Origin of the sequence: Lachnoclostridium sp., assembly GCF_031997925.1 — a bacterium.
Lineage (GTDB): Bacteria > Bacillota > Clostridia > Lachnospirales > Lachnospiraceae > Lachnoclostridium.
In genome coordinates this window covers 34,994-56,197 of the sequence record NZ_DAMADT010000005.1, presented here as the reverse complement: position 1 = coordinate 56,197, position 21,204 = coordinate 34,994, and the positions used below count along the sequence as shown (strand labels likewise).

General features: G+C 33.8%; 15 protein-coding genes. 14 read left to right on the top strand and 1 reads right to left on the bottom strand.

The features are described 5' to 3' along the window. Positions 1 to 266 precede the first annotated feature (266 nt). On the top strand, positions 267 to 1,319 hold the full coding sequence (locus RTP52_RS05365; protein ID WP_312369720.1) for a DUF3221 domain-containing protein: 1,053 nt from the start codon (positions 267 to 269) through the stop codon (positions 1,317 to 1,319). 278 nt (positions 1,320 to 1,597) lie between these two features. On the opposite strand, the gene RTP52_RS05360 is transcribed toward RTP52_RS05365, so the two are convergent. Further along, the gene (locus tag RTP52_RS05360; protein WP_312369718.1) at positions 1,598 to 3,595 is read right to left on the bottom strand and encodes an ABC-F family ATP-binding cassette domain-containing protein; all 1,998 of its coding nucleotides are present in this window, start codon (positions 3,593 to 3,595) and stop codon (positions 1,598 to 1,600) included. A 652-nt stretch (positions 3,596 to 4,247) separates the two neighbouring features. Here RTP52_RS05360 and RTP52_RS05355 point away from each other — a divergent pair. From RTP52_RS05355 to RTP52_RS05295, 13 genes are all read left to right on the top strand, one after another. Next, the gene (locus tag RTP52_RS05355) at positions 4,248 to 4,895 is read left to right on the top strand and encodes a redox-sensing transcriptional repressor Rex (RefSeq protein WP_312369716.1); all 648 of its coding nucleotides are present in this window, start codon (positions 4,248 to 4,250) and stop codon (positions 4,893 to 4,895) included. Then, positions 4,892 to 5,665: a hypothetical protein gene (locus RTP52_RS05350; protein WP_312369714.1), complete on the top strand. Its 774-nt coding sequence runs from the start codon at positions 4,892 to 4,894 to the stop codon at positions 5,663 to 5,665. Before RTP52_RS05355 ends, RTP52_RS05350 begins: the two co-directional genes overlap by 4 nt. 24 nt (positions 5,666 to 5,689) lie before the next feature. Beyond that, positions 5,690 to 6,049 carry a holo-ACP synthase gene (gene acpS / locus RTP52_RS05345; protein WP_312104523.1) on the top strand — a complete coding sequence of 120 codons (360 nt, stop codon included), beginning with the start codon at positions 5,690 to 5,692 and terminating at the stop codon, positions 6,047 to 6,049. Between the two features lie 204 nt (positions 6,050 to 6,253). Continuing rightward, positions 6,254 to 7,813: an NAD(P)H-hydrate dehydratase gene (locus tag RTP52_RS05340; protein ID WP_312369711.1), complete on the top strand. Its 1,560-nt coding sequence runs from the start codon at positions 6,254 to 6,256 to the stop codon at positions 7,811 to 7,813. After that, a complete protein-coding gene (gene alr / locus RTP52_RS05335; RefSeq protein WP_312369709.1) occupies positions 7,794 to 8,963 on the top strand; it encodes an alanine racemase in 1,170 nt (389 codons plus the stop codon). The genes RTP52_RS05340 and alr overlap by 20 nt, the downstream gene beginning before the upstream one ends. A gap of 131 nt (positions 8,964 to 9,094) precedes the next feature. Next, a complete protein-coding gene (locus RTP52_RS05330; protein WP_029501644.1) occupies positions 9,095 to 9,442 on the top strand; it encodes a type II toxin-antitoxin system PemK/MazF family toxin in 348 nt (115 codons plus the stop codon). A 485-nt stretch (positions 9,443 to 9,927) separates the two neighbouring features. Further along, positions 9,928 to 11,391 (top strand): hemolysin family protein, encoded by a 1,464-nt coding sequence (locus tag RTP52_RS05325; protein WP_312104512.1) that lies wholly within the window; start codon positions 9,928 to 9,930, stop codon positions 11,389 to 11,391. A gap of 870 nt (positions 11,392 to 12,261) precedes the next feature. Continuing rightward, positions 12,262 to 13,035, top strand: coding sequence for a threonine/serine exporter family protein (locus RTP52_RS05320; RefSeq protein ID WP_312369707.1), 774 nt, complete (start codon positions 12,262 to 12,264; stop codon positions 13,033 to 13,035). Further along, complete coding sequence (locus RTP52_RS05315) at positions 13,032 to 13,628, top strand: threonine/serine exporter family protein (protein ID WP_312369705.1); 597 nt, start codon at positions 13,032 to 13,034, stop codon at positions 13,626 to 13,628. The genes RTP52_RS05320 and RTP52_RS05315 overlap by 4 nt, the downstream gene beginning before the upstream one ends. A gap of 163 nt (positions 13,629 to 13,791) precedes the next feature. Further along, on the top strand, positions 13,792 to 14,271 hold the full coding sequence (gene rlmH, locus RTP52_RS05310; protein ID WP_312369703.1) for a 23S rRNA (pseudouridine(1915)-N(3))-methyltransferase RlmH: 480 nt from the start codon (positions 13,792 to 13,794) through the stop codon (positions 14,269 to 14,271). A gap of 522 nt (positions 14,272 to 14,793) precedes the next feature. After that, the gene (locus RTP52_RS05305) at positions 14,794 to 16,113 is read left to right on the top strand and encodes a reverse transcriptase/maturase family protein (protein WP_312369701.1); all 1,320 of its coding nucleotides are present in this window, start codon (positions 14,794 to 14,796) and stop codon (positions 16,111 to 16,113) included. 85 nt (positions 16,114 to 16,198) lie between these two features. Beyond that, positions 16,199 to 18,622, top strand: coding sequence for a DNA cytosine methyltransferase (locus tag RTP52_RS05300; RefSeq protein ID WP_312369699.1), 2,424 nt, complete (start codon positions 16,199 to 16,201; stop codon positions 18,620 to 18,622). A 1,181-nt stretch (positions 18,623 to 19,803) separates the two neighbouring features. After that, positions 19,804 to 21,036 carry a hypothetical protein gene (locus tag RTP52_RS05295; RefSeq protein ID WP_312369698.1) on the top strand — a complete coding sequence of 411 codons (1,233 nt, stop codon included), beginning with the start codon at positions 19,804 to 19,806 and terminating at the stop codon, positions 21,034 to 21,036. The last annotated feature ends 168 nt before the right edge of the window (positions 21,037 to 21,204 follow it).

Here is a 21,204-nt window from a genome sequence, read left to right as displayed (position 1 = left end):
TACTAAACTTATAAAAAGTTGGAAATGAAATAAGATTTAACTTACATAAGGAGTATTCTTGTAATTCATAAATAACGTTTTGAGGCAGTGCCACTTCGAAAAGACATCATTGGAGAAGAAGGAATCAATAAAATCTGGCATAAATATAAACTGTGTGCCGCTTTAGTGGCTACAATTAAAATATGGAACTTTTGGATATTCTAATCGTCTAATAATTTTGATATTCTAATCGTCTAATAATAAGGAGATGTGGAAGGAGCAATTTCATGAAGAGAAAAATGTATTTATTTTTATCCATATTACTTTTTTCCGGAATATTAGTTGGATGTACTAAGAAACCTTTCTCTATAGAAAATACAAAATTGGAATTTACAAATATAGAAGTTAGGGATGGTACAACTGGTAATATGGTATCTTTGGATGAGAATGAATCAAAAGAGTTATATAATTATCTAAAGAAGATAGTATTTACAAAAGGAAAATCACCTGAGCAAAATACAGGATGGCGTTATGCTCTTGATTTTATGGCAGATGGGAAAGTAATAGATACCATCATGATTCAAGATGAATCAATTATTAAATATAGGAATTATTTCTATAAGACTGATGATGATACTACTATGGATTTAGATTATATAGCCTCTTTATGTAAATCTGTATTTAAGGCACTGGTTATTGATAACAGCAATGGTCTTTTAGTAAAACCGGATGTTAATTCCAATGAATTTAGGTCTTCTGATAAAATCAGTATAGGAACTGGCAGTGCAATAATATATGATGAAGATAAAAAGGAAGTAGATTTAAATGAGATTCAAATTGGAGATGTTATTAATATCACTTATAACGGGATTATATTAGAGTCATATCCTGCGCAGATAACAGCTGATTATATTAATATTTTGGAATCTAATCTATTAATAGATGGATATGCTACTATAATTGATGATATTTACAACCTTGATAGTGGTTTAAATAGTGGTATAAACATAATTGCTCTCGATTTAACTGAAATAACGAATCTTTCTGAGACAGATAAGGAAATCTTATTAATGAAATTGTATGGAATGTATGGTCTGGAAGTAAAGGAAAGTACTTTTGATCAATTAGCGGAAGAAGGACTTATTAATAAAGAAGAACTTTATTTTCCTACAGGAATTATAATAACCATTAGTAATTCAGAATATAAGGAAGATATAGAAACACTAAGGTATGATATCAGAAAATGGAGAAGTGGACTAGGTGCTATTGGTTATAAAGGTAATGCAAAGTTTGATGGAGAAAAGTGGATAATATCAAGTGAAAATATGTGGGTTAGTTAAAAAAATGATTAAGATGATTTGATAAAAATAGCCTCTGGTAACACTCAAAGATTCCGGGAGATTTAGTGTTCAGAATAAGAGATTAAGAATGAGGTAGTACTGGTAGCGTAAGCGGAAAACTTGCCTGTAGGCAAGTGGAAATATCCGCTTTGACCAAAAAATAAGATCAGCAAAAGTCTATAAAAGGTTATATATCAACCTTTTTGACTCTGCTGATCTTTTCTTTATTTTATAGTATTTTTAGATCATTATTATGTCTTATAAATTTAAATGATTAGTTACTCACTAAGTTCTTCCCATTGTTCCATTAGAGCTTCTAGTTTTTCTTCTACTTCCTTCTTTTCTTTATGAACCTCGATTAGCTTTGAGGAGTTCGTATAGATAGAAGAGTCTGCAAGCAATTCTTCTAGTTCTTCATTCCTTGCTTCCATACGTGTGATTTCATCTTCGACTTTCTTTAAGTCATTCTGACGCTTTCTAAGTTTGGCTTGTTCTTCTTTTTGCTGTTGCCAGTCAAGCTTATTCTCAGAAACTGGTTCTTGTGGATAAGATGAAGCTTGTAAATCTTTATTTGCCTGATCTAAATGCTTATCAATACGAAGTCCATCTAAAACATTATTGTTAGCGTCAGAATTAGATCCATATTTATTACCAAAGGCTCTCCATTCCATCTCTGGTTTCTTCTCAAGATAATAATCATAATTACCAAGATAATTTAAGAAAGTCTGATTGGTTAGGTCAAGAATTCTGGTTGCAGTACGATTAATAAAATAACGGTCGTGGGATACATAAAGTACCGTACCGGTATAATTGTTAATCGCATTTTCTAATATTTCCTTTGAGGTAATATCAAGGTGGTTGGTAGGCTCGTCCATGATAAGGAAGTTCGCATCGGATAGCATAAGCTTTGCTAGAGATACGCGGCCACGCTCTCCACCACTGATATCTTTAATTAATTTAAATACATCATCGCCGGTAAATAAAAATGCAGCAAGGATATTACGTACTTTTGTGTTATCCATATTTGGATACGTATCTTGAATCTCGTCAAAGATTGTTTTTTCCATATTAAGAACATGATGTTCCTGATCATAGTAGCCAACAAAAACCTTTGCACCAAGTTTAACGTCTCCTGCATCGGCATTTATAATCTGATTAACTATTTTTAATATGGTTGTTTTACCGGTACCGTTATTACCGATAATTGCTACTTTTTCACCACGTTTTATTTCAAAATTCAGTTGGTCAAACAGTGTTAGAGAACCATAGGATTTTTGCAGATCAGTTACAGTTAGTACGTCATTGCCACTTATTATATTTGGTTCAAGGGCTATATGCATTTTATCATTAACGGTAACTGGTTTATCCAGGCGATCTATTTTATCCAACATCTTCTCGCGGCTTTCCGCGCGCTTTATGGATTTTTCACGATTGAAGGAACGAAGCTTTGCTATGACCTCTTCTTGATGTTTAATTTCACGCTGTTGATTTAAGTAATGACGAATCATGGTTTCACGAAGTTGCTCTTTTTTCATTGCATAGTCAGAATAATTTCCTTCGAACATGGTTGCCTTTGTGTTATCTAACTCTACAACCTTAGTAACTACTTTATTAAGGAAGTAACGGTCATGGGCGATTACAACAACGGCTCCGGAGTAATTTACTAAGAAGGTTTCTAACCAAGCAATAGATTCCATATCAAGGTGATTGGTAGGCTCATCCAAGAAGATGATATCTGGTGTGCTTAGGAGAAGTTTACCAAGGGCCACACGGGTTTTTTGTCCACCAGAAAGTGTTGATACTTTTTTGTTAAAATCTTCCTCCGTAAAGCCAAGGCCTTTTAGTACACCAATTACTTCACTTTGGTAGGCATATCCATTCTTCAATTCAAAATCATGTGTTAGTCTTGAATAGGAAGAAAGCATCCGTTCTAATTCTGCACCGGTAGCTGATTTCATATCTACTTCAAGACGGCGAATTGTTTCTTCCATTTTAATAATATCAGATTTTATTGCTAAAACTTCTTCATATATAGTACTATCTGTGGACAGGTCCTGATGTTGGGCAAGATATCCGACAGTTGCACCTTTTGCAAAGATAATCTCTCCTTCATCAGCAGTTAGTTCTCCCATGATGATTTTAATTAAGGTAGATTTTCCTGCACCATTAATTCCTACAATAGCTACTTTTTCGCGCTCATTTACATGGAAAGCGATTTTATCTAATATTGGAGTCGTTCCAAAGCTTTTACTAATATTTTTACATGCTAGTATCATGATGTATCCTCACACTTCTGAAAGGAAGCTGCATAAGAGCTTCACAAATAATATATTTATCAGAAGTTTGCTTTGTAAACTTCTGATAAAAGGTGCGTACTTTGCACCGTCAATCCGATTAATAGAACATGTTTTTTGTTCTGATAAAAGGTGCGTACTTAGCACCGTCAATTCGATTATCAAAACATGTTTTTTGTTCTGAGAAAAGGTGCGCACTTAGCACCGTCAATTCGATTATCAGAACAAGTTTTTTGTTCTGATAATATATAAGAAAAAGTACATTATATGAGTTTCCTTGTCATACACAAGAAAAAACACGATTTACAAACTTTTCCTTGTTAATAATTAAGCAAAATGAAGATTTTATATACTTCAATTTGCATGATAAGAAGACGATATTTCTTCACACTTTCTTAACACCTACAAATCCCATGAATAGAAGTGTATTGCAGGCGCATATTAACTGTAGATTATTCTAACATACGTAGTATACTTCGTCAAATCATTGACAGGTTATTCACAATTTACTATAATATTTATAATTGAAACACATCCTATCTGTGTATAATCTGTTGTAATACCAGGGTTACAATCTTATGAATACGGGGTGTAAGAATAGGAAAACCTGGAAGGAGAAAGATGGAGGGTTAGCATGTACGATAAAACAATTTCATCAGCGGTAATCAAGCGTCTTCCAAGATACTATCGTTATCTTGGAGAATTATTAGAGAATGATGTTGTGCGTATCTCTTCGAAAGAGTTAAGCGAGAAGATGAATGTAACGGCATCACAGATCCGTCAGGATCTAAATAACTTTGGCGGTTTTGGTCAACAAGGATATGGTTATAATGTAGAATATCTTTATACCGAAATTGGCAAAATACTTGGTCTGGATAAGAAATATAATGTTATTATTATTGGAGCTGGTAATTTGGGTCAAGCGCTTGCAAATTATACAGATTTTGAGAGAAGAGGATTTTATATCTGTGGAATTTTTGATGTGAATCCTAGATTGATAGGACTATCCATTCGCGGAATTGAAATCCGATTAGTTGATGAGCTAGAAGAATTTATGAAAAATAATACAGTCAATATAGCAGCACTTACGATACCGAAAGCAAAAGCACCACAGGTTGCGGCAGATTTAGTTCAACTTGGTGTACGTGCAATATGGAATTTCGCACCAACAGATTTAAATTTACCAAAAGATGTTATGGTTGAAAATGTTCACTTGGCAGAAAGCCTTATGAGACTGTCCTATAATTTAAAAGCGGCAGAAGAATCGGGGGAGAGTATTTGAGATTAGGAAAACGTTTTGGCGACAAATCGGAACCAAAGACCAAGTCATTAGGTGATTTGGACGATTTAGACGATGATTTTGATCTTGAGTTTGAAAATTTGAAAGTATCAAGTTCTATAGAACCTTCAAGGACGGAACCAAGATATGTGAAAGAAAATCGTAGTAAAGTATTCTCAGAAATGAGTCTTCGCCAAACCTTTCGAAATCGAAAGATTCCAATTGTAACACTAGATGAACGCTTTATCAATTTATTCCCAGAGGAAAAGATGTCTGGGGTGCAACTAAGGTTACGGGATGAACTTGTCGAATTGATGAAAGATCAGAGCAGAGTCTTAGAAGATATCAAAGGTTTGAAACGATATAAGTCTCAACTGATGCAGGAAATTGTGGAGAACATGGAAGTGGATCATACACCGCTTGGTAAACTAAAAGGAAGAAAATTGTCCAAAAATCAAAAACTTATCGAAGATATTAATCAGAAGTTATTGATTGCAGAGGACAAACTCGAAAAATTACCAAGTGAAATAGCTGCAAAAAATGAAGAATTGATGCTAGAGAGCTTACAGCGTTGTTATAATAATATTTATGATGAAAATTTAAGAAAAAAAGCCTTAACAGATGAAATCATGGAGATGGAAGTAAAGCTACGAAATTTGAAGAAGCAAAAACTTGAAATAGAGAAAGATTATCGTGGGACTTATACATATCTCTATGAAATGCTAGGGACTGAGATGATGCGCAAAATTGATGAAGAACAAGATTTACTATAATTAATCAGAGTGGAGTTTCTTATCATGATTTTTGGTATTGGCACGGATATGATAGAAATTAACCGTGTAGTGAAAGCCTGCGAACGGAAGGCATTCTTTACGAAGATTTTTACGGAGCAGGAACAGAAGCTGCTTCTTTCGGATATTCGAAAGGCAGCTTCTAATTTTGCTGTCAAAGAAGCGGTAGTAAAAATGTTTGGAACAGGCTTTCGTGCAATTGCACCGAATGAAATTGAAGTACTTCGCGATAATCTTGGGAAACCTTATGTAAATCTATATGGAAATGCTGAACTTTTGGCGAAGGAACATAATGTCGTTAGGATTCATGTCTCTATTACAAATACGAAGGAATTAGTTAGTGCTTATGTAATAGGAGAAGTGTGAAGTGTGAGAAGAAGTTCTAGGGCACCTCAATACGGTGCCGAAGAACTTCTAAATCTCACACAGAAGTTTGTGCCTGCGTAATCCTCGGCGCAAACTTCCAGCCTACTACTAAATAATTATATTTAACATAGCTTACTGAGCAGGCATGATTACAAGTGTGTTTGTGTCCCAGATTTGCAGGATTGCTAAAGAATGGAGGTTCTTATGCGGTATGCACTAGATGCAGTGCAGATGAAAAACTTAGATAAGATGACAATCGAGCAGATTGGAATTCCAGCAATGGTTCTCATGGAGCGTGCTGCACTTTATGTGGCGGAACAAGTGAAAGAACATGCAAAACAGACCGATAAGATTATCGCGGTTTGTGGAACCGGCAACAATGGCGGTGATGGGATTGCAGCTGCTCGTATTTTACATTTATGGGGTTATAACGTAACCATAGGAGTCATCGGTGAATTTGAGAAGTTTTCGAAAGAATGTAGAGAACAGTGGAAGATTGCGAAAAATTTAGGGTTATCCATCCGTACCGAATGGGAGATAGCAGAATATAATATAGTAATTGACGGTATCTTTGGTATTGGCCTTAGCAAACCAGTGGGTGGTGAATATGCGAAGGTAATCAAAAGTATTAATCAAAGCGACTGTTACGTGGTTTCGGTTGATATACCGTCTGGTGTTAATGCAAGTGATGGGCAAGTCTTTTGTTGTGCAGTAAAAGCAAACGAAACGGTTACTTTTGGGGAACAAAAACTTGGACTTTTGCTTTACCCTGGGGCTACTTATGCTGGGAAGGTTCATATCGCAGATATCGGATTTGCAAAGGAAAAACTGGACAGTCTTACCTATACTTACTATGAAGCTGCTGATTTAGATAAACTACCAGAAAGAATGGCATATTCTAACAAAGGAAGCTATGGTAGGGTACTTGTGATTGCTGGAACAGAAAACATGACTGGTGCAGCTTATTTTAGTGCGGCAGCAGCATATCATATGGGTGCAGGTTTAGTAAAAATTCTTACAGCAAAGAAAGCAATTCCTGTGCTTCAGGGGATGCTTCCTGAAGCATTGTTTGCAGCCTATGATGAGGAGAATAGTGAGGAACAGATTAAGAAAGCATTGGAGTTTGCAACTGTAATTGTTATTGGTCCAGGGCTATCGACAGAGGATATGGCTAAGAAATTATTGCTTAAAGTGTGTAAGGAAGCAAGAGTGCCACTTATTGTAGATGCAGATGGAATTAATTTACTGGCTAAGTTAGCAGATGAAATGATACCCGAAGTATCAGAGATGACAGATGAAGTAGAACGTTTCCATCAACGAATACACCATATAATGGATATACTACCAAAAGGAACTATCTTGACACCTCATTTAAAGGAGCTTTCAAGGCTCACTTTATATCCACTTAATAAAATTCCTTGTAATTTAATTGACATAGCCGGCTATTGTACTTATAATAACTTAATGATTTATGTGTTAAAAGATAGCAGGACTATCGTTGCTTCAAAAGACTTGCGTTATATCAATGTATCCGGAACCCATGGAATGGCGACTGGAGGTAGCGGTGATGTACTCACGGGAATCATTGCTGGTTTGATAGCGGGGGGACTTGAAGCAGGAAAGGCAGCAACACTAGGTGTATATCTTCATGGGCTGGCAGGAGAAGAGGCCGCCAAAGTAAAATCAACTTACTCTATGTTAGCTGGGGATATAATCGGAGCGTTGCCGGAGGTTTTAAGAAATCATGATGGAAGAAACGTATAATCCAAGATACTTGCGTGTAAGCGCTGATATTAATTTGGATGCTATTATTCATAATGTTGCGGAAGTAAGAAAGAACATAAAGAAAGAAACTGGGATTTTTGCTGTAATTAAGGCAGATGGTTATGGTCATGGAGCAGTTCCAATTGCTAGAGCTATTGATAATGACGTAGAAGCTTATGCAGTAGCGATTGTGGAAGAAGGAATAGAGCTTCGTGAAGCAGGCATAACAAAGCCTATCTTAATTTTAGGATATACAGCTCCAGAACTTCTGACTGAAGTAATCCAATATGATTTGACACAGACAGTTTTTCAACTGTTGATGGCAAAGAAAATGGATGAAATTGCAAGAACTCTTGGCAAGGTAGCCAAAATTCACATAAAGCTTGACACTGGTATGAGTAGGATCGGATACCAGCCGACAGCCGAAAGCATAGATGAAATTGTCAAGATGAAGAAACTTTCTAATCTAAAGTTAGACGGAATCTTTACTCATATGGCATGTGCAGATATGACAGATAAAACATCGGCAAAAAAACAATTTGAATTGTTTACAGCCTTTGTGAATCAGTTAGAAGCGCAAGGGGTTAAATTGCCTATACAACACATTTCTAATAGTGCTGGGACAATCGACCTTCCGGAAATGAATCTTAGTATGGTACGGTTTGGAATAAGTCTCTATGGATTATATCCGTCCGAAGAGGTTGATAAGAATCACCTTAGATTAGAACCCGCGATGGAACTTAAAACACATATCTCATTTGTAAAGGAACTGGAACCAGGCCATGGAATCGGTTACGGAAGTACATTTGTCACAAAGAGAACTATGACAATCGCAACAGTACCGGTGGGTTATGGGGATGGTTTTCCAAGACAACTGTCAAACGTTGGCAGAGTCTTGGTTCATGGAGAATTTGCCCCAATTGTGGGTAGAATATGTATGGACCAGTTTATGATAGATGTTACAGACATACCTGAAGTAAAGCAAGGAGATATCGTGACGTTAGTTGGAAGGGATGGCGATAATGTTATACCAGTAGAAGAACCTGCAGACCTCGCTGGCTCCTTTAACTATGAATTTGTCTGTAATGTAGGAAAGAGAATTCCAAGAGTTTATTATCAGAATGGAAAGCCCGTATCGATCCGACATTAAAAAAGTTCTATATTTTGTTAGGAGATGTGAAATACATAACCGCAATCTACATAGAATGTTACGTTTTATGGAATACGATGGTCAAAAGTGGTAATAATAAAGCTAAAGCCATAAGATGGAGTGTGAGTTATGTGATTATAAAAAGAGGCGATATTTTTTATGCGGATTTAAGACCGGTCATTGGAAGTGAGCAGGGTGGTGTACGCCCTGTATTAATAATTCAAAATGACACCGGTAACAAGCACAGTCCGACAGTTATCTGTGCAGCAATTACTTCAAAGATGAATAAGGCGAAGTTGCCTACGCACGTGGAAATCGATGCTGACAAATATGGAATTGTCAAAGATTCCGTAATCCTGTTAGAACAGGTTCGTACCATTGATAAATCCAGATTAAAAGAGAAAGTGTGTCATTTGGACCAAGATATCCTTAAGCGTATTGACAAAGCTTTACTTATTAGCTTCGCCCTGGATACATAGGTCGTACTTATTATGAATGCGGTGGTGACATTGGTTCACTTCCGCGCCTCATAATAGCGTGCTCTTAAGGGGAGCAAATAAGTTATTATGAAATATGTAATTTCTTATAGCGCTGTGCGGCATGCACTCAATAACAAGTTATTGGTAATAATGACAGGAAAATTAATATATTGATTTATTAGTCCTTGTAGAGGAGTGTAACGTACGGAGATTAGTTAGGAAAAAACCTTAAGTAGGCTAAGTTTAATAGATGACACGAGGCAAGCAGGGACACGCTTGCCAATTTTTAAAAGTAGACCGTTATCTATCTTGTTCATCATGAAGTAACAAGAAGATGTAAATAACCTAAATAATAGAAATGTTGTAAACTTAATTTCTATTATTCAATACTTTACATAACATTCATGAAGTATGTTTTGCACCGCAGAAAAATATGGTATAATAGAAACTGCGGAAAAAATATATTAAAGGAGATTTGAAATTATATGGATGGACATCCCATACGTGGTCTTGTCTTAATACTAGTACTAGTAACACTAAATGCATTAGCATCAGCAGCTGAGGCAGCCATTGAAAATGTAAACGAAGTCCTTGCCAGAAAGCGGGCAGAAGAGGGAGATAAGAAGGCAAAACGCTTAGTTAAATTGTTAGATACCCCTCATCGATACATAAATGTCATCGAGATTCTTCTAACATTAGCCAGCTTACTTATTGGTATGACTTATTCTTTTCAGCTTTATAGTGTGATTGAAAAACTTATCGAAAGTAGTATGCTTCCAGAAGCTATGGCGATAACAACCAGTATCGCAATGGTATTGGTTACGATATTAATCACTTATCTAATCGTATTGTTTGGTATGCTATTACCACGAAAGCTGGCACTAAAATATGCGGATTCCTGTGCATTTAACATGGCGGGAATGATATTAACCTGTTCTCATCTATTTGCACCAATTATTTGGTTATTGGAAAAGAATACGAATGGCATACTTCGTTTATTTGGAATTCGTCCTTGTGACTTAGAAGAGAATGTAACAGAAGAAGAAATTATGTCTATGGTAAATGAAGGTCATGAGCAGGGAGTTCTTGAAGCGGAAGAAGCTGAGATGATATCCAATATCATCGAATTTAATGAAAAGGCTGCGAAAGACATTATGACTCATCGTAAGAAGATGATTGCAATCAACTGTGCTCTCTCTATCGAAGAGGCTCTTCGGTTTATGTTAGATGAGAATTACTCCAGATTCCCATTGTATGATGGGGACATTGATAATATTGTAGGTTTGCTACATTTAAAGGATGTTATGTTATATTTTCTGGATCCTAGACTTAAGGTTGAACCTTTGTCAAAGGTGGCCAGAGAACCATATTTCATACCAGATACACAAAGTATTGATGTATTATTCCACGATATGCAAACAAAGAAAATCCATATGGCTATTGCAATTGATGAATACGGGCAGACTGCCGGTATCGTTGCTATGGAAGATATCTTAGAGGAAATCGTAGGCGATATACAGGATGAATATGATGACGAAGAGGAGCTTTACACAAGATTAGAGGATGACTCTTACTTGGTGTCCGGTGAAGCTTCCCTAGAAGATTTAGAAGATATGTTATCTCTTCCTTTTGCAGAAGAAGATATAAAAAATTACGATACGTTAAATGGGCTTATAGTATCGTTACTAGACCATATTCCAGGAGACGATGAAAGGGCTACCATTCGATATTGCGGATATGAATATGAACTAATGGAAATACAGAATCGAATGATTACCTCTGTTCGGGTTCGTAAGATTCCAGAGGATGAATTAAATGCTTCCGACAATGAAGATAAACAAGTTTCACAAAAACTTGGTGCGGCAATAACGGATGCAATTGATACAACAGATGAAAAGATTTTAAGTAATGTTGGGGATATTATCCTTGAAAAGAAAAAAGATAAATAATTAATAAAAAGGAGTTTTACAGATGTTTAACTGTAAAGCTCCTTTCTATTGCATGAAGATTTTTATAAAACAAAAAGGCAAGCAGGGGATGCTTGCCTTTTGTTTTGTAATGCTAAAACGTAATCCTGAACTAGGGAGGTTCTATCTACGTGATATCAGTTCCTTACAACCGGGGAGGGAGTAAAGATGTTTGATAACAGCATTACAATTTGTACAACTCAATGTACCATCTTGCGTATAATAGGGTGGGAGTAGAAAGTGTTTAACCACTATCTATCTTTATTATAAAATTGATTTGTGTTCATTTTGTGTTTTAAGTATGAAAAAAATCTGAATAGTATAAACTATGTCATAGGTAAATTAAGACTGCCCATGGTATAAGTAAAAAATTTTAAATATAGTAACGAAAAAAACCTTAGCGGTTAAACTAAGGCTTTTTTATATATTATAATTGGGGGAGGAGGAGAGAGTGAAACTTAAGATTCACTTTCATGCTTTTATTATATTCAATAAATATGAGGAAACTATGAAGTAATTTAAAATAATTTGTGAACAATTTATGTTATTGTTTGTTCATATATTGTTTTGCCATTGTAATTATATGGGAAAAACACTTATTTGCGACAATAAACTCTATTCTCTTGCTATTTTTAACAGCTCACATTATAATTATGATAGATTTTAACCACAAAGATAAGTTTCACCCGCAAAGATAAGTTTCATCCTTAATAAAAAATAAAAACTGGTATTGACATAAATTTCTATTTTGAGTATAGTATCTTACAGTAAATGAACCTGCTTGAAAGTTAGGAGGAGAAAGAAAAGCGGAACATAAATCTGCTTTATCATCCAAAGAAGGCGAGGATGTGAATGAACTATAAATTATTGGTGGATACCGCAGTGCTGGCAGGTGAGATTATGTTACGTTCTGGTGCGGAAACTTATCGAGTTGAGGATACCATCTATCGAATATTAAAAACATCGGGGTTTGATCGCTGCGATGTTTTTGTTGTGTCTACAGGGATTATTGTTACATTAGCAGATTCCTCAATTGATGCAATTAGCCAGGTAAGGCGAGTTGCAGAGAGGCAAACAGATTTAGGAAACATCTATTACGCGAATGATATTTCACGAAAATTATGCAGTGGAGAAATCGACCTTGAAACTGCAAATGAAAAGCTAAACGAACTTACGAAAGTTGTACGTTATCCAACTTGGCTCGCCTATCTTTGTATGATTATTGCAGCTCCAGGATTTGCAATCCTTCTTGGAGCAAATTTCATAGAGTGTTTTCTTGCTATGTGGAATGGTATCTTTATTATGGTTAGCAATATTATGTCGAAAAGGTTAAAAATTAACCGCTTTGTAACCAACATGATGATATGTGCCGTAATGGCAATCAGCTCGACTTGTATCGTAAATCTTTTTCATTTGAATGCAGAGATGGAATTGATCATTGCAGGCGCTATCATGCCGTTATTACCCGGTGTAGCTTTAACGAATGGCATTAGAGATACGCTTCAGGGTGATTATGTATCTGGTGCTGCAAGATTAGTAGAAGCATTTGTAACAGCGGCTTCTCTTGCCGTTGGAATAGGTGCTGGACTCGCACTTGCTAAAGTGATGTTAGGAGGTATTGTATGATAGTACAGATTATAGGTGCCTTTATCGCAGTACTTACCCTAGCTTTGGCATTTGGAGTACCAAGAAAATTTTTAGTATACTCAGCAATAGTGGGAGCAATCGATTGGCTTGTTTATCTCATCAGTCTTGGCAGAGGTTTAAGTCTTGCTATGAGTGTTTTTGTTGCTACTTTAGTTATTGCTTTTATCTCCCACGCCTTCGCAAGAAGATTTAAAGCTCCAGTAACCGTATTTTTAATTCCTGGTATTTTACCTTTGGTTCCTGGTGTTGGGACATACCGTATCGTTTATTACTTAATTCTAGAAGATGGAGCAAAAGCTTCTTATTACTTTTATCAAACTCTCCAAATTGCTGGTATGATAGCAATTGGTATTTTTATAATGGATACATTTTTTAAATTCTTTCAAAAGCCTCTATCCGTGGTAGGTAAAGAAGCGGAAAACATCGAGCTGCAAGGAAGCGATAGTGTAGAAGATAGTACTGGTCACGTTCTTGAGGAGGAAGAGAAACGAATGGAACAAGACCTTCTTGCTAGAGCAGAAGCATTACGAAAGAAGATGAAGGAAAGAGAAAAGGATGATTTGGGCTTGTAATACGCAAATTTGTACTTGTAGCACGCAAATTTGTAATTGTAGCATGCAAATTTGTACTTTTAACATGACACTTTGTGCTTGTATCGAACAACTTTGTATTTTATATGCAACTTAATACGAGCGGAACAAAGTTTACAGGCTATGGAAAGGCATAATTATTAATATGAAAATTACAGTAGTATGTGTTGGAAAAATAAAAGAAAAATATTTAACGATGGCAATTGATGAGTATTCAAAGCGCTTAAGCAGGTATTGCAAGTTAGAGACAATCGAGTTGCCAGATGAAAAGACACCAGACAACGCCTCGCCTGCGGAAGAACTTCAGATTAAGAAAAAAGAGGGCGAGAGGATATTAAAAAATATCAAAGATAACGCTTATGTCATTGCACTTGCAATTGAAGGTAAGATGCTCTCATCCGAAGAATTATCAGATAAGATGCAGCAGCTTGGGGTTAACGGAGAAAGTCATCTTGCTTTTGTGATTGGTGGCTCACTTGGGTTGGATAGTGAAGTTTTAGATAGGGCAGATTATAAGCTTAGTTTTTCTAAGATGACATTTCCACATCAGGTTATGAGGATGATTTTATTGGAGCAGGTGTATAGAGGGTATCGGATTATGAGTGGGGAACCGTACCATAAGTAGGGGAGAATTTTACAAAAATGTACTGAAAATATATAATAATTGTATAGAAAAAAGCTAATATTTCTTATATTGTAGGATGTATTAGCTTTATTTTGTAAATTATCATGTAATATAGGACGAGAATTTAATCGGATTAGGAGCGCTTAGCATTTGAACTTATATCTGCTCTAAAGTTCAGAAAAAGTTTTTGTCAGAATAAGTCTGAGACTTGTTGTAATAGTTGGAAATATGAGGTATAATTATTTTGCCTTATAAATAGTTATAAGGGAATTTCGTATAATACGTCAAGTATTAATTTACTGACAAACATAATGATTATGCTATGTACAGCTATGTGCATTGTATGATTACCTCCCATGTTGATTAGACTAATAGTCCTATCAATAATGTTATTATACCATATTTCGTATTAATGGAGGTAGGTAGAGCCGTTATTACAAATAACGTCCATAATTGCTTATGCTTGCTAATTCATATTTGATATCTACCGGTCATGTAATTAGCAAGCTTTGGGAGAGAAAAATGAGAAAAATTTTAAAAAATAAACCGTATACCCATATTGATCAGAAAAAGAATGGAAAAGACTATTTGAATAAAGTTAAAAGTCCTAAATGGATACTTAAACATGGCTTCTACCCATTTATTCACTTTGAAATGACATTAAAAAAATATATAGAGAAAACTGACGGACAGAAAGAAAAAAAGCCCAAAGTCCGACAAATTTATTATGCTGCACATGTTGATCGATTTATATATGAGTATTATGGAAATGAATTAAACAACATTTATAATGACTATGCTAAGTCTTATGGGACTAATAATGCTGTTATTGCATATAGGAATAATAAGCATGGATTAAATAATATAGATTTTGCAAAGGAAGTATTTGAATTCATTTCTAAAAGTATTAATTCATATATTTTCATAGCTGATTTTAGTGATTTCTTTGATAACTTAGATCATTCATATTTAAAGAAAATGGTCTGTACAGTTTCTAATAAAAATCAACTTGATGACGCAGAATACAAAATATTTAAAAGTATAACTCAGTATAGTTACTTAAATAGAGCTGATATTTTTAGTTTTAAGAATATTACAGTAAAAGAAGGTAAAGGTTTGGATAAATTCTTTGAAACTAAAGAGTTTCATGAGTGTAAGAAGCAATATCTTCAAAAACATAGAGAAAACTATGGAATACCACAAGGGTCTTCTATAAGTTCAGTTTATGCGAATGTATATATGATTGAATTTGATAAAATTATAAATGATTATGTAACGAGTAAAGGTGGTCTTTATAGAAGATATTGTGATGATATTATTATCTGTATACCAACGAATAAGAACACTATGGATGAAAGAGAAATCATAAATCATAAAGAGTACATATTAGGTGTAAAAGATTCAATTCCTAAATTAATAATTAATAATGATAAAACGGAAGAATACCTATTTACAAATAATTCATTCAAAGATTGTAGCAATAAAGTAACTACAATTAATTATTTAGGGTTTTCATTTGATGGTGTCAATGTACGCTTACGAGAAAAAAGTTTATTTAAGTATTATACAAGAGCTTATAATAAAGTGCGATCGGTCAATTTAAAAGAAGGTCAAGATAAAATTGCTGCCAAGAAAGCACTCTATAAAAATTATACTCACTTGGGAGATATAAGAAATAGAGTTGGAAAAAAAGACAGAAACGGTAAGACATATCATGGTAATTTTATTACCTATGCACGCAAGGCTCATGAGAAGTTTGATAATAGTACTTGTTTAACGAGTTTAATTAATAGACAATATAAAAGACATTGGAAGAGAATAAATGACAGATTAATAATTTAATTTATATAACTAACTTTTTTTGAACAACTCTTTGAGTTTCTGATGCCTAAGAAGATAAAAGCATATTGTGCAGGAGATGGAGATAATGACAGGAAAAAAAGTATTAGATTTAAATGCAGGATTGGGTGGACGGGTATATGCATTTAAAAAAGCAGGTTTTGAAATTCTGGCTACTATAGACAATGATATAGAAAATTGTGAAATAATGAAGCCATGGTTGCCTAACACTAATATTATAAATGCCAATTTATTAGAAGTAGATCCAGATTCTCTACCAGATGCAGATTTGATTGTAGCAAAATATATACAACAATCATTCTCAGTTTCAGGAAAGAAAGGGTATAATGAAAATACTAATATCACCATATATAATATTATTGAAAAAAAAGATCCTACTATTTTTTTGTTTGAGGTTCCAGTTAGTAGCTTAAAGACAAAAAGGTACAACTTAGAAGAATATATGCAGAAATTTTTAAAACTAGGATATGATATCTCCTATATGGTTTATGATGAGATGAATTTTTCGGGATTTCCTATGGTTGGTAAACAAGGATATATTATTGGATATAAGGTTTTAGGTAATATAAAATTTAAATTTCCAGAGCCTGTTTATCGAAGTCCAATACATGAACCATCTTATGAAAATTCAGAAATGGTCGATCAATGGTATAGAAAAATCAATTTTTCAACTGCAGATTGGAAAAAAGAAAACTGGTATCTTAGAACCCACGGAAATGTGGAAAAAACAAGTAATATTCATATGGGATATATGCGCGAGAATTACTTGATTGATTCAATAGGTCCACGAAGATTTACACATAATGAGTTTGCAGTATTTAAGGGACTATATAATTGTGATTATAATCGATGTAATAGTAAAAGTCGTATGTATAATAAGATTGCATATGCATCTAATGTTTTTGTTTTAAAAGCAATTGCAGATAGAATAAGCGATTTTATTCAAAGTGACGACAGAAAAATAGTTAATGAGATCAAGGCTGAAAAACAGAAAACAAAAGCTAAAAGAAACACTGCAAAAATTATTTTTCCAAAGTATATATTGAAAGGAATTACGATTAAAAAACTAAAGGGGATAGACAATTTATCATTAGAATTTGATAAGAATCTTATTGCATTAATGGGCGTAAATGGTTCAGGAAAATCGACAATTCTCCATGCATTAGCATGTACATATTCGCCATATGAAAAAGGAGAAAATTATAGATTTAGTTATTTTTTTACGCCAAATCCAGATGCTTCATGGATAAATAGTAATTTAACTATAGTAAATCATGATTTTAATGAAGGAAAAGACCATATAAAAAAATATGAAAAGAAGGGAGATAGATGGGCAAGATATTCTACACGTCCAGTGAGAGATGTCTTTTTTATGGGGATTTCTTCGTGCATTCCGGAAATTGAAATTGAGAAAAAATCGTCTTTTATCAATTATGTTTCAAATAGTGAAAAGAATAAACTATCGGAAAAGATTATTGAAGATGCATCATATATTTTAAACAAGAATTATGAAGAATTAATGTCTCATGTGGCAGGAAGAAAGAAGTACATTGGAGTACATACAAAAGAGGGAATTGTATATTCAGCATTAAGTATGGGCGCAGGCGAACAACGAGTGATAAAAATATTACAAACCGTGTATAATGCGTATCAATATTCACTGATTTTGATTGATGAAATAGATCTACTATTGCATGCGGATGCTTTTAGAAAATTGATTATTAGATTATTCGAAATTGCAAGCGATAGAAATCTACAAATAATCTTCACGACACATTCGATGGAGATGTGCAATTTGAAAGAATATGCAGATATCAGATATATAGAGCAACAGAATAGTAAAATGTTAGTCTTTGACTCAATAAAGCCTGATTTGTTGTATAGATTAAGCGGCGAAATGTGTAGAGAGTATTCTGTATATGTAGAAGATAAGTTTGCTGCTGCTATTGTACATAAAGTTGCAATGGAGTTGAGTATGCTAAGGTATATCAATATAATTACATATGGCTCGATAGAAAATGCTTTTACAGTGGCTGCGGGAAAGGTGCTTGGTGGAGAAGATATAAGTAAGATACTTATTGTAATGGATGGCGACAAATTAGTTACAACTGAGGAAAAAGAAAAGCATCTTAAAACTATTTTATCAGGAACAGAGGAGGAACATCAAGGAAAAATTAATAATGCATTGTCAATGATTACGCAATTTAATCTACCTCCGAATACACCACCTGAGAAATATGTCCATTCAATGTTGGTCACAATGAATGATAAATATGAATGCGTAATGTGTGCTAAAAATATCACAAGTGTAAAAAATAGTCATGATTGGATTGGGAAGATTGAAACACAGATGGGAATTGGCGAACAAATTTATAGTTCTATAATGAGTATAGTGTCTGAACATGAATATTGGGAGAATTACGTGAGTGAAATACGTGATTGGCTTATACAAAAAAGAAAAGATGTTAATCTAATTAGTATAAATGAATAATTGAAAGAGCTGGTATCTAGTATTGGTTCAAGACAACAAATTGTATGACTTTATTGCATTAAGAGAGATTGCAGATCAACATGTAATTAAGAGTATAACAAGTGATTAGAGTTGAGCAAAACTACATGGAAAGGTCCACTGTCTAGTTCCATCCGCAGAAGATACCTGTAATGAGCCAACGATTGAAAATATCGTCAGCTAGAAATTAACAAACAACCCTTAATGATGAAAGAATGATGCCCTATATCTAAAAATAATGAACCAAGAAATCGTTATGTCATTCGTTGGAGCAGGATTCATCGGAATCCCGCTCTTTTCTAGTGAGTCCAGTAGTGAGTTCCAAGATATAGAGAAAGCGGTGAAAATATATTTGATACGCATTATGCGAAGTAAGCAAAAATTTATTGATACATGTTATTTATTGGATGTATTTTATTAGTATTACACGACTCTTTTATGGAATATTAATGTATGAATTAATGGTAAAGGATGTATGAATAAGGTAGATACATCAGAATATGTAATGAAGTAAAAAACAGTAAAACTCTCCCTTAGATATGTTACGGTGAACCGTATCATAAATAAGTGGAGTTTTACTGAAATTGGGGAAAAGCAATAGACGAGTTGAAGTCCCGTCGACTGCAGTAAAGGAAAAAGGAATCAAACTTTCGGGTTTGGTTCCTTTTTTGGTTAGGCGATAGTCGGAAGAAGCTATGTGGTTGTTGGAGTTATAGGGAGCAGGAATGATTTGGTGCAAAGATTCTAATTGCGCAGGTATTGAGAAATATGGTGTGGTAAAATAATGTTTGGAGATTAGTTCAGACACTTCTTTGGTGTCTGTGGACGCTAGCCGTAAATATATATTTTATATGGAAAATATATATTCGTAAAATTCTTGAAATACATATGATTGTATCATAGAGTAATAAAAATAATTTTCGGATCTTGCTTTTTTTGTATAATTTAATATGAAGGGTGGGGGAGGTAAAAGCAGACAAGCTTAATGATATAATGTTAAAAAAGGTATCTCTGTAATTTTTGAAGATAGGTGCCATTAGTGCATATCTTTTTTTGTGTGTAAAGTGGAAATGGTATGGTAATAATTGGCGTATTATAGTATACTCCTAATATGTTCGTTATAGTTAGTAAACTGTTATAATCAATTTATGGAGGGGATATTAGTGAAAAAAAGGTTGATGTGCATATGCATGATTTTGATTATGGTTTTTAACGTTTTTTTACCAGCTCAAAAAGTGGATGCCAAGAGGGTATGGGTTAGCGGTTATACCAGAAAAGATGGGACAAGAGTAAAGGGGCATTATAGAAATATTGGAGGTTCAAACGGAGGTGCATCAAGTAATACATCACTAGAAGTTAGCAATTCTGCTGGAACAAGTAATAATTCTAATGGAATCTTTTATAAGAAAGTTGTTAATCTCTATAAATATTACGATATAGTAGGCACGGCAAATGTCTCAGATTTAGTTTATGTAAATGGATATTATGATAAAAATGGAAATTACATTAGACCACATTATAGAACTTACCCCAATCAGTACATAACAGATAATTTCAGCTATTTAGGAATATCTACATTGAAGCCTTTACCTGTTTCAGAAAAATATAATTATAAATATGATTCTAACAAAGAAGTAAAAAAAATAGAGACTTACTTACTTTACAATATTAGTAATAATTTAAATGACATAGGAACAAGTGGAAAATCTTTAATAAACACATATGCAAAAGCACTATATAATAACACAGTAAAAAGTGAAGATGCTATTACTTTTTACGAAAAGATGGGATTTAATGATTGGGAATCTAATGTTATAAGTAAATACGATATTAGTGGTACAATGACTTCTGATATGTATCTTTATAGTGTAGTTAATAATTACGAAATCACAGTAAATGAAGAGGTTACATGGATATATAATTATTATATAGCTCTGCTTAATTTATATTTTAAACAAGAAGTTTCTTATGGTAAGTTTAAAAACTTTGCTTATAATTTTTATAAATATGTAGGATTACCTTTATATTTAATAGATGAGCAGATAGAAATGGACTTAATCCAGAATTTTTCAAATATAGATGATTTTAAATATTATGAAAATCTAGTGCGTAATCTAGTGCAAATAGATTTATCGTATGATTGGGATAATGATAGATATAACTCAAATTTTGAATCATATAAGTCGGTTTTATATGGAATTACAAAGTACTCAGATTTAGATTTATATTTATCACTGTATGAATTAGACCTGGAAATTATAAAAAATAAAACTTATAGTAACACACTAGTAAGCATTTATTATTGGGGGAATAAGTTTTATTCGCTACTGGGTTATAGCAATGAGTTAATAAAGCAAGAGGTTCAACAAGATATAATATTATATTTCTTGAACTAATTAATGTTGTTGCTATAATATATTAATTCCTTAAAGAAAAGAACTACAATATATTGAAATAAAGGGTGGATAGTCATAGACCAATGTCATTAAGTTAACATTGGATTTTACCTAGGCTCTTAAGGTAAAGGCGGAAGAATTCTTTGTAAAAGTATTTCTTCCGTCTTT

Excerpts from the sequence above, each read along its gene's own strand:
- RTP52_RS05325 (WP_312104512.1), top strand. The coding sequence starts at position 9,928 with ATGGATGGACATCCCATACGTGGTCTTGTCTTAATACTAGTACTAGTA.
- RTP52_RS05320 (WP_312369707.1), top strand. The coding sequence starts at position 12,262 with ATGAACTATAAATTATTGGTGGATACCGCAGTGCTGGCAGGTGAGATT.
- RTP52_RS05300 (WP_312369699.1), top strand. The coding sequence starts at position 16,199 with ATGACAGGAAAAAAAGTATTAGATTTAAATGCAGGATTGGGTGGACGG.
- RTP52_RS05365 (WP_312369720.1), top strand. The coding sequence starts at position 267 with ATGAAGAGAAAAATGTATTTATTTTTATCCATATTACTTTTTTCCGGA.
- RTP52_RS05355 (WP_312369716.1), top strand. The coding sequence starts at position 4,248 with ATGTACGATAAAACAATTTCATCAGCGGTAATCAAGCGTCTTCCAAGA.
- RTP52_RS05315 (WP_312369705.1), top strand. The coding sequence starts at position 13,032 with ATGATAGTACAGATTATAGGTGCCTTTATCGCAGTACTTACCCTAGCT.
- RTP52_RS05340 (WP_312369711.1), top strand. The coding sequence starts at position 6,254 with ATGCGGTATGCACTAGATGCAGTGCAGATGAAAAACTTAGATAAGATG.
- RTP52_RS05360 (WP_312369718.1), bottom strand. The coding sequence starts at position 3,595 with ATGATACTAGCATGTAAAAATATTAGTAAAAGCTTTGGAACGACTCCA.
- rlmH (WP_312369703.1), top strand. The coding sequence starts at position 13,792 with ATGAAAATTACAGTAGTATGTGTTGGAAAAATAAAAGAAAAATATTTA.
- alr (WP_312369709.1), top strand. The coding sequence starts at position 7,794 with ATGATGGAAGAAACGTATAATCCAAGATACTTGCGTGTAAGCGCTGAT.
- RTP52_RS05305 (WP_312369701.1), top strand. The coding sequence starts at position 14,794 with ATGAGAAAAATTTTAAAAAATAAACCGTATACCCATATTGATCAGAAA.
- acpS (WP_312104523.1), top strand. The coding sequence starts at position 5,690 with ATGATTTTTGGTATTGGCACGGATATGATAGAAATTAACCGTGTAGTG.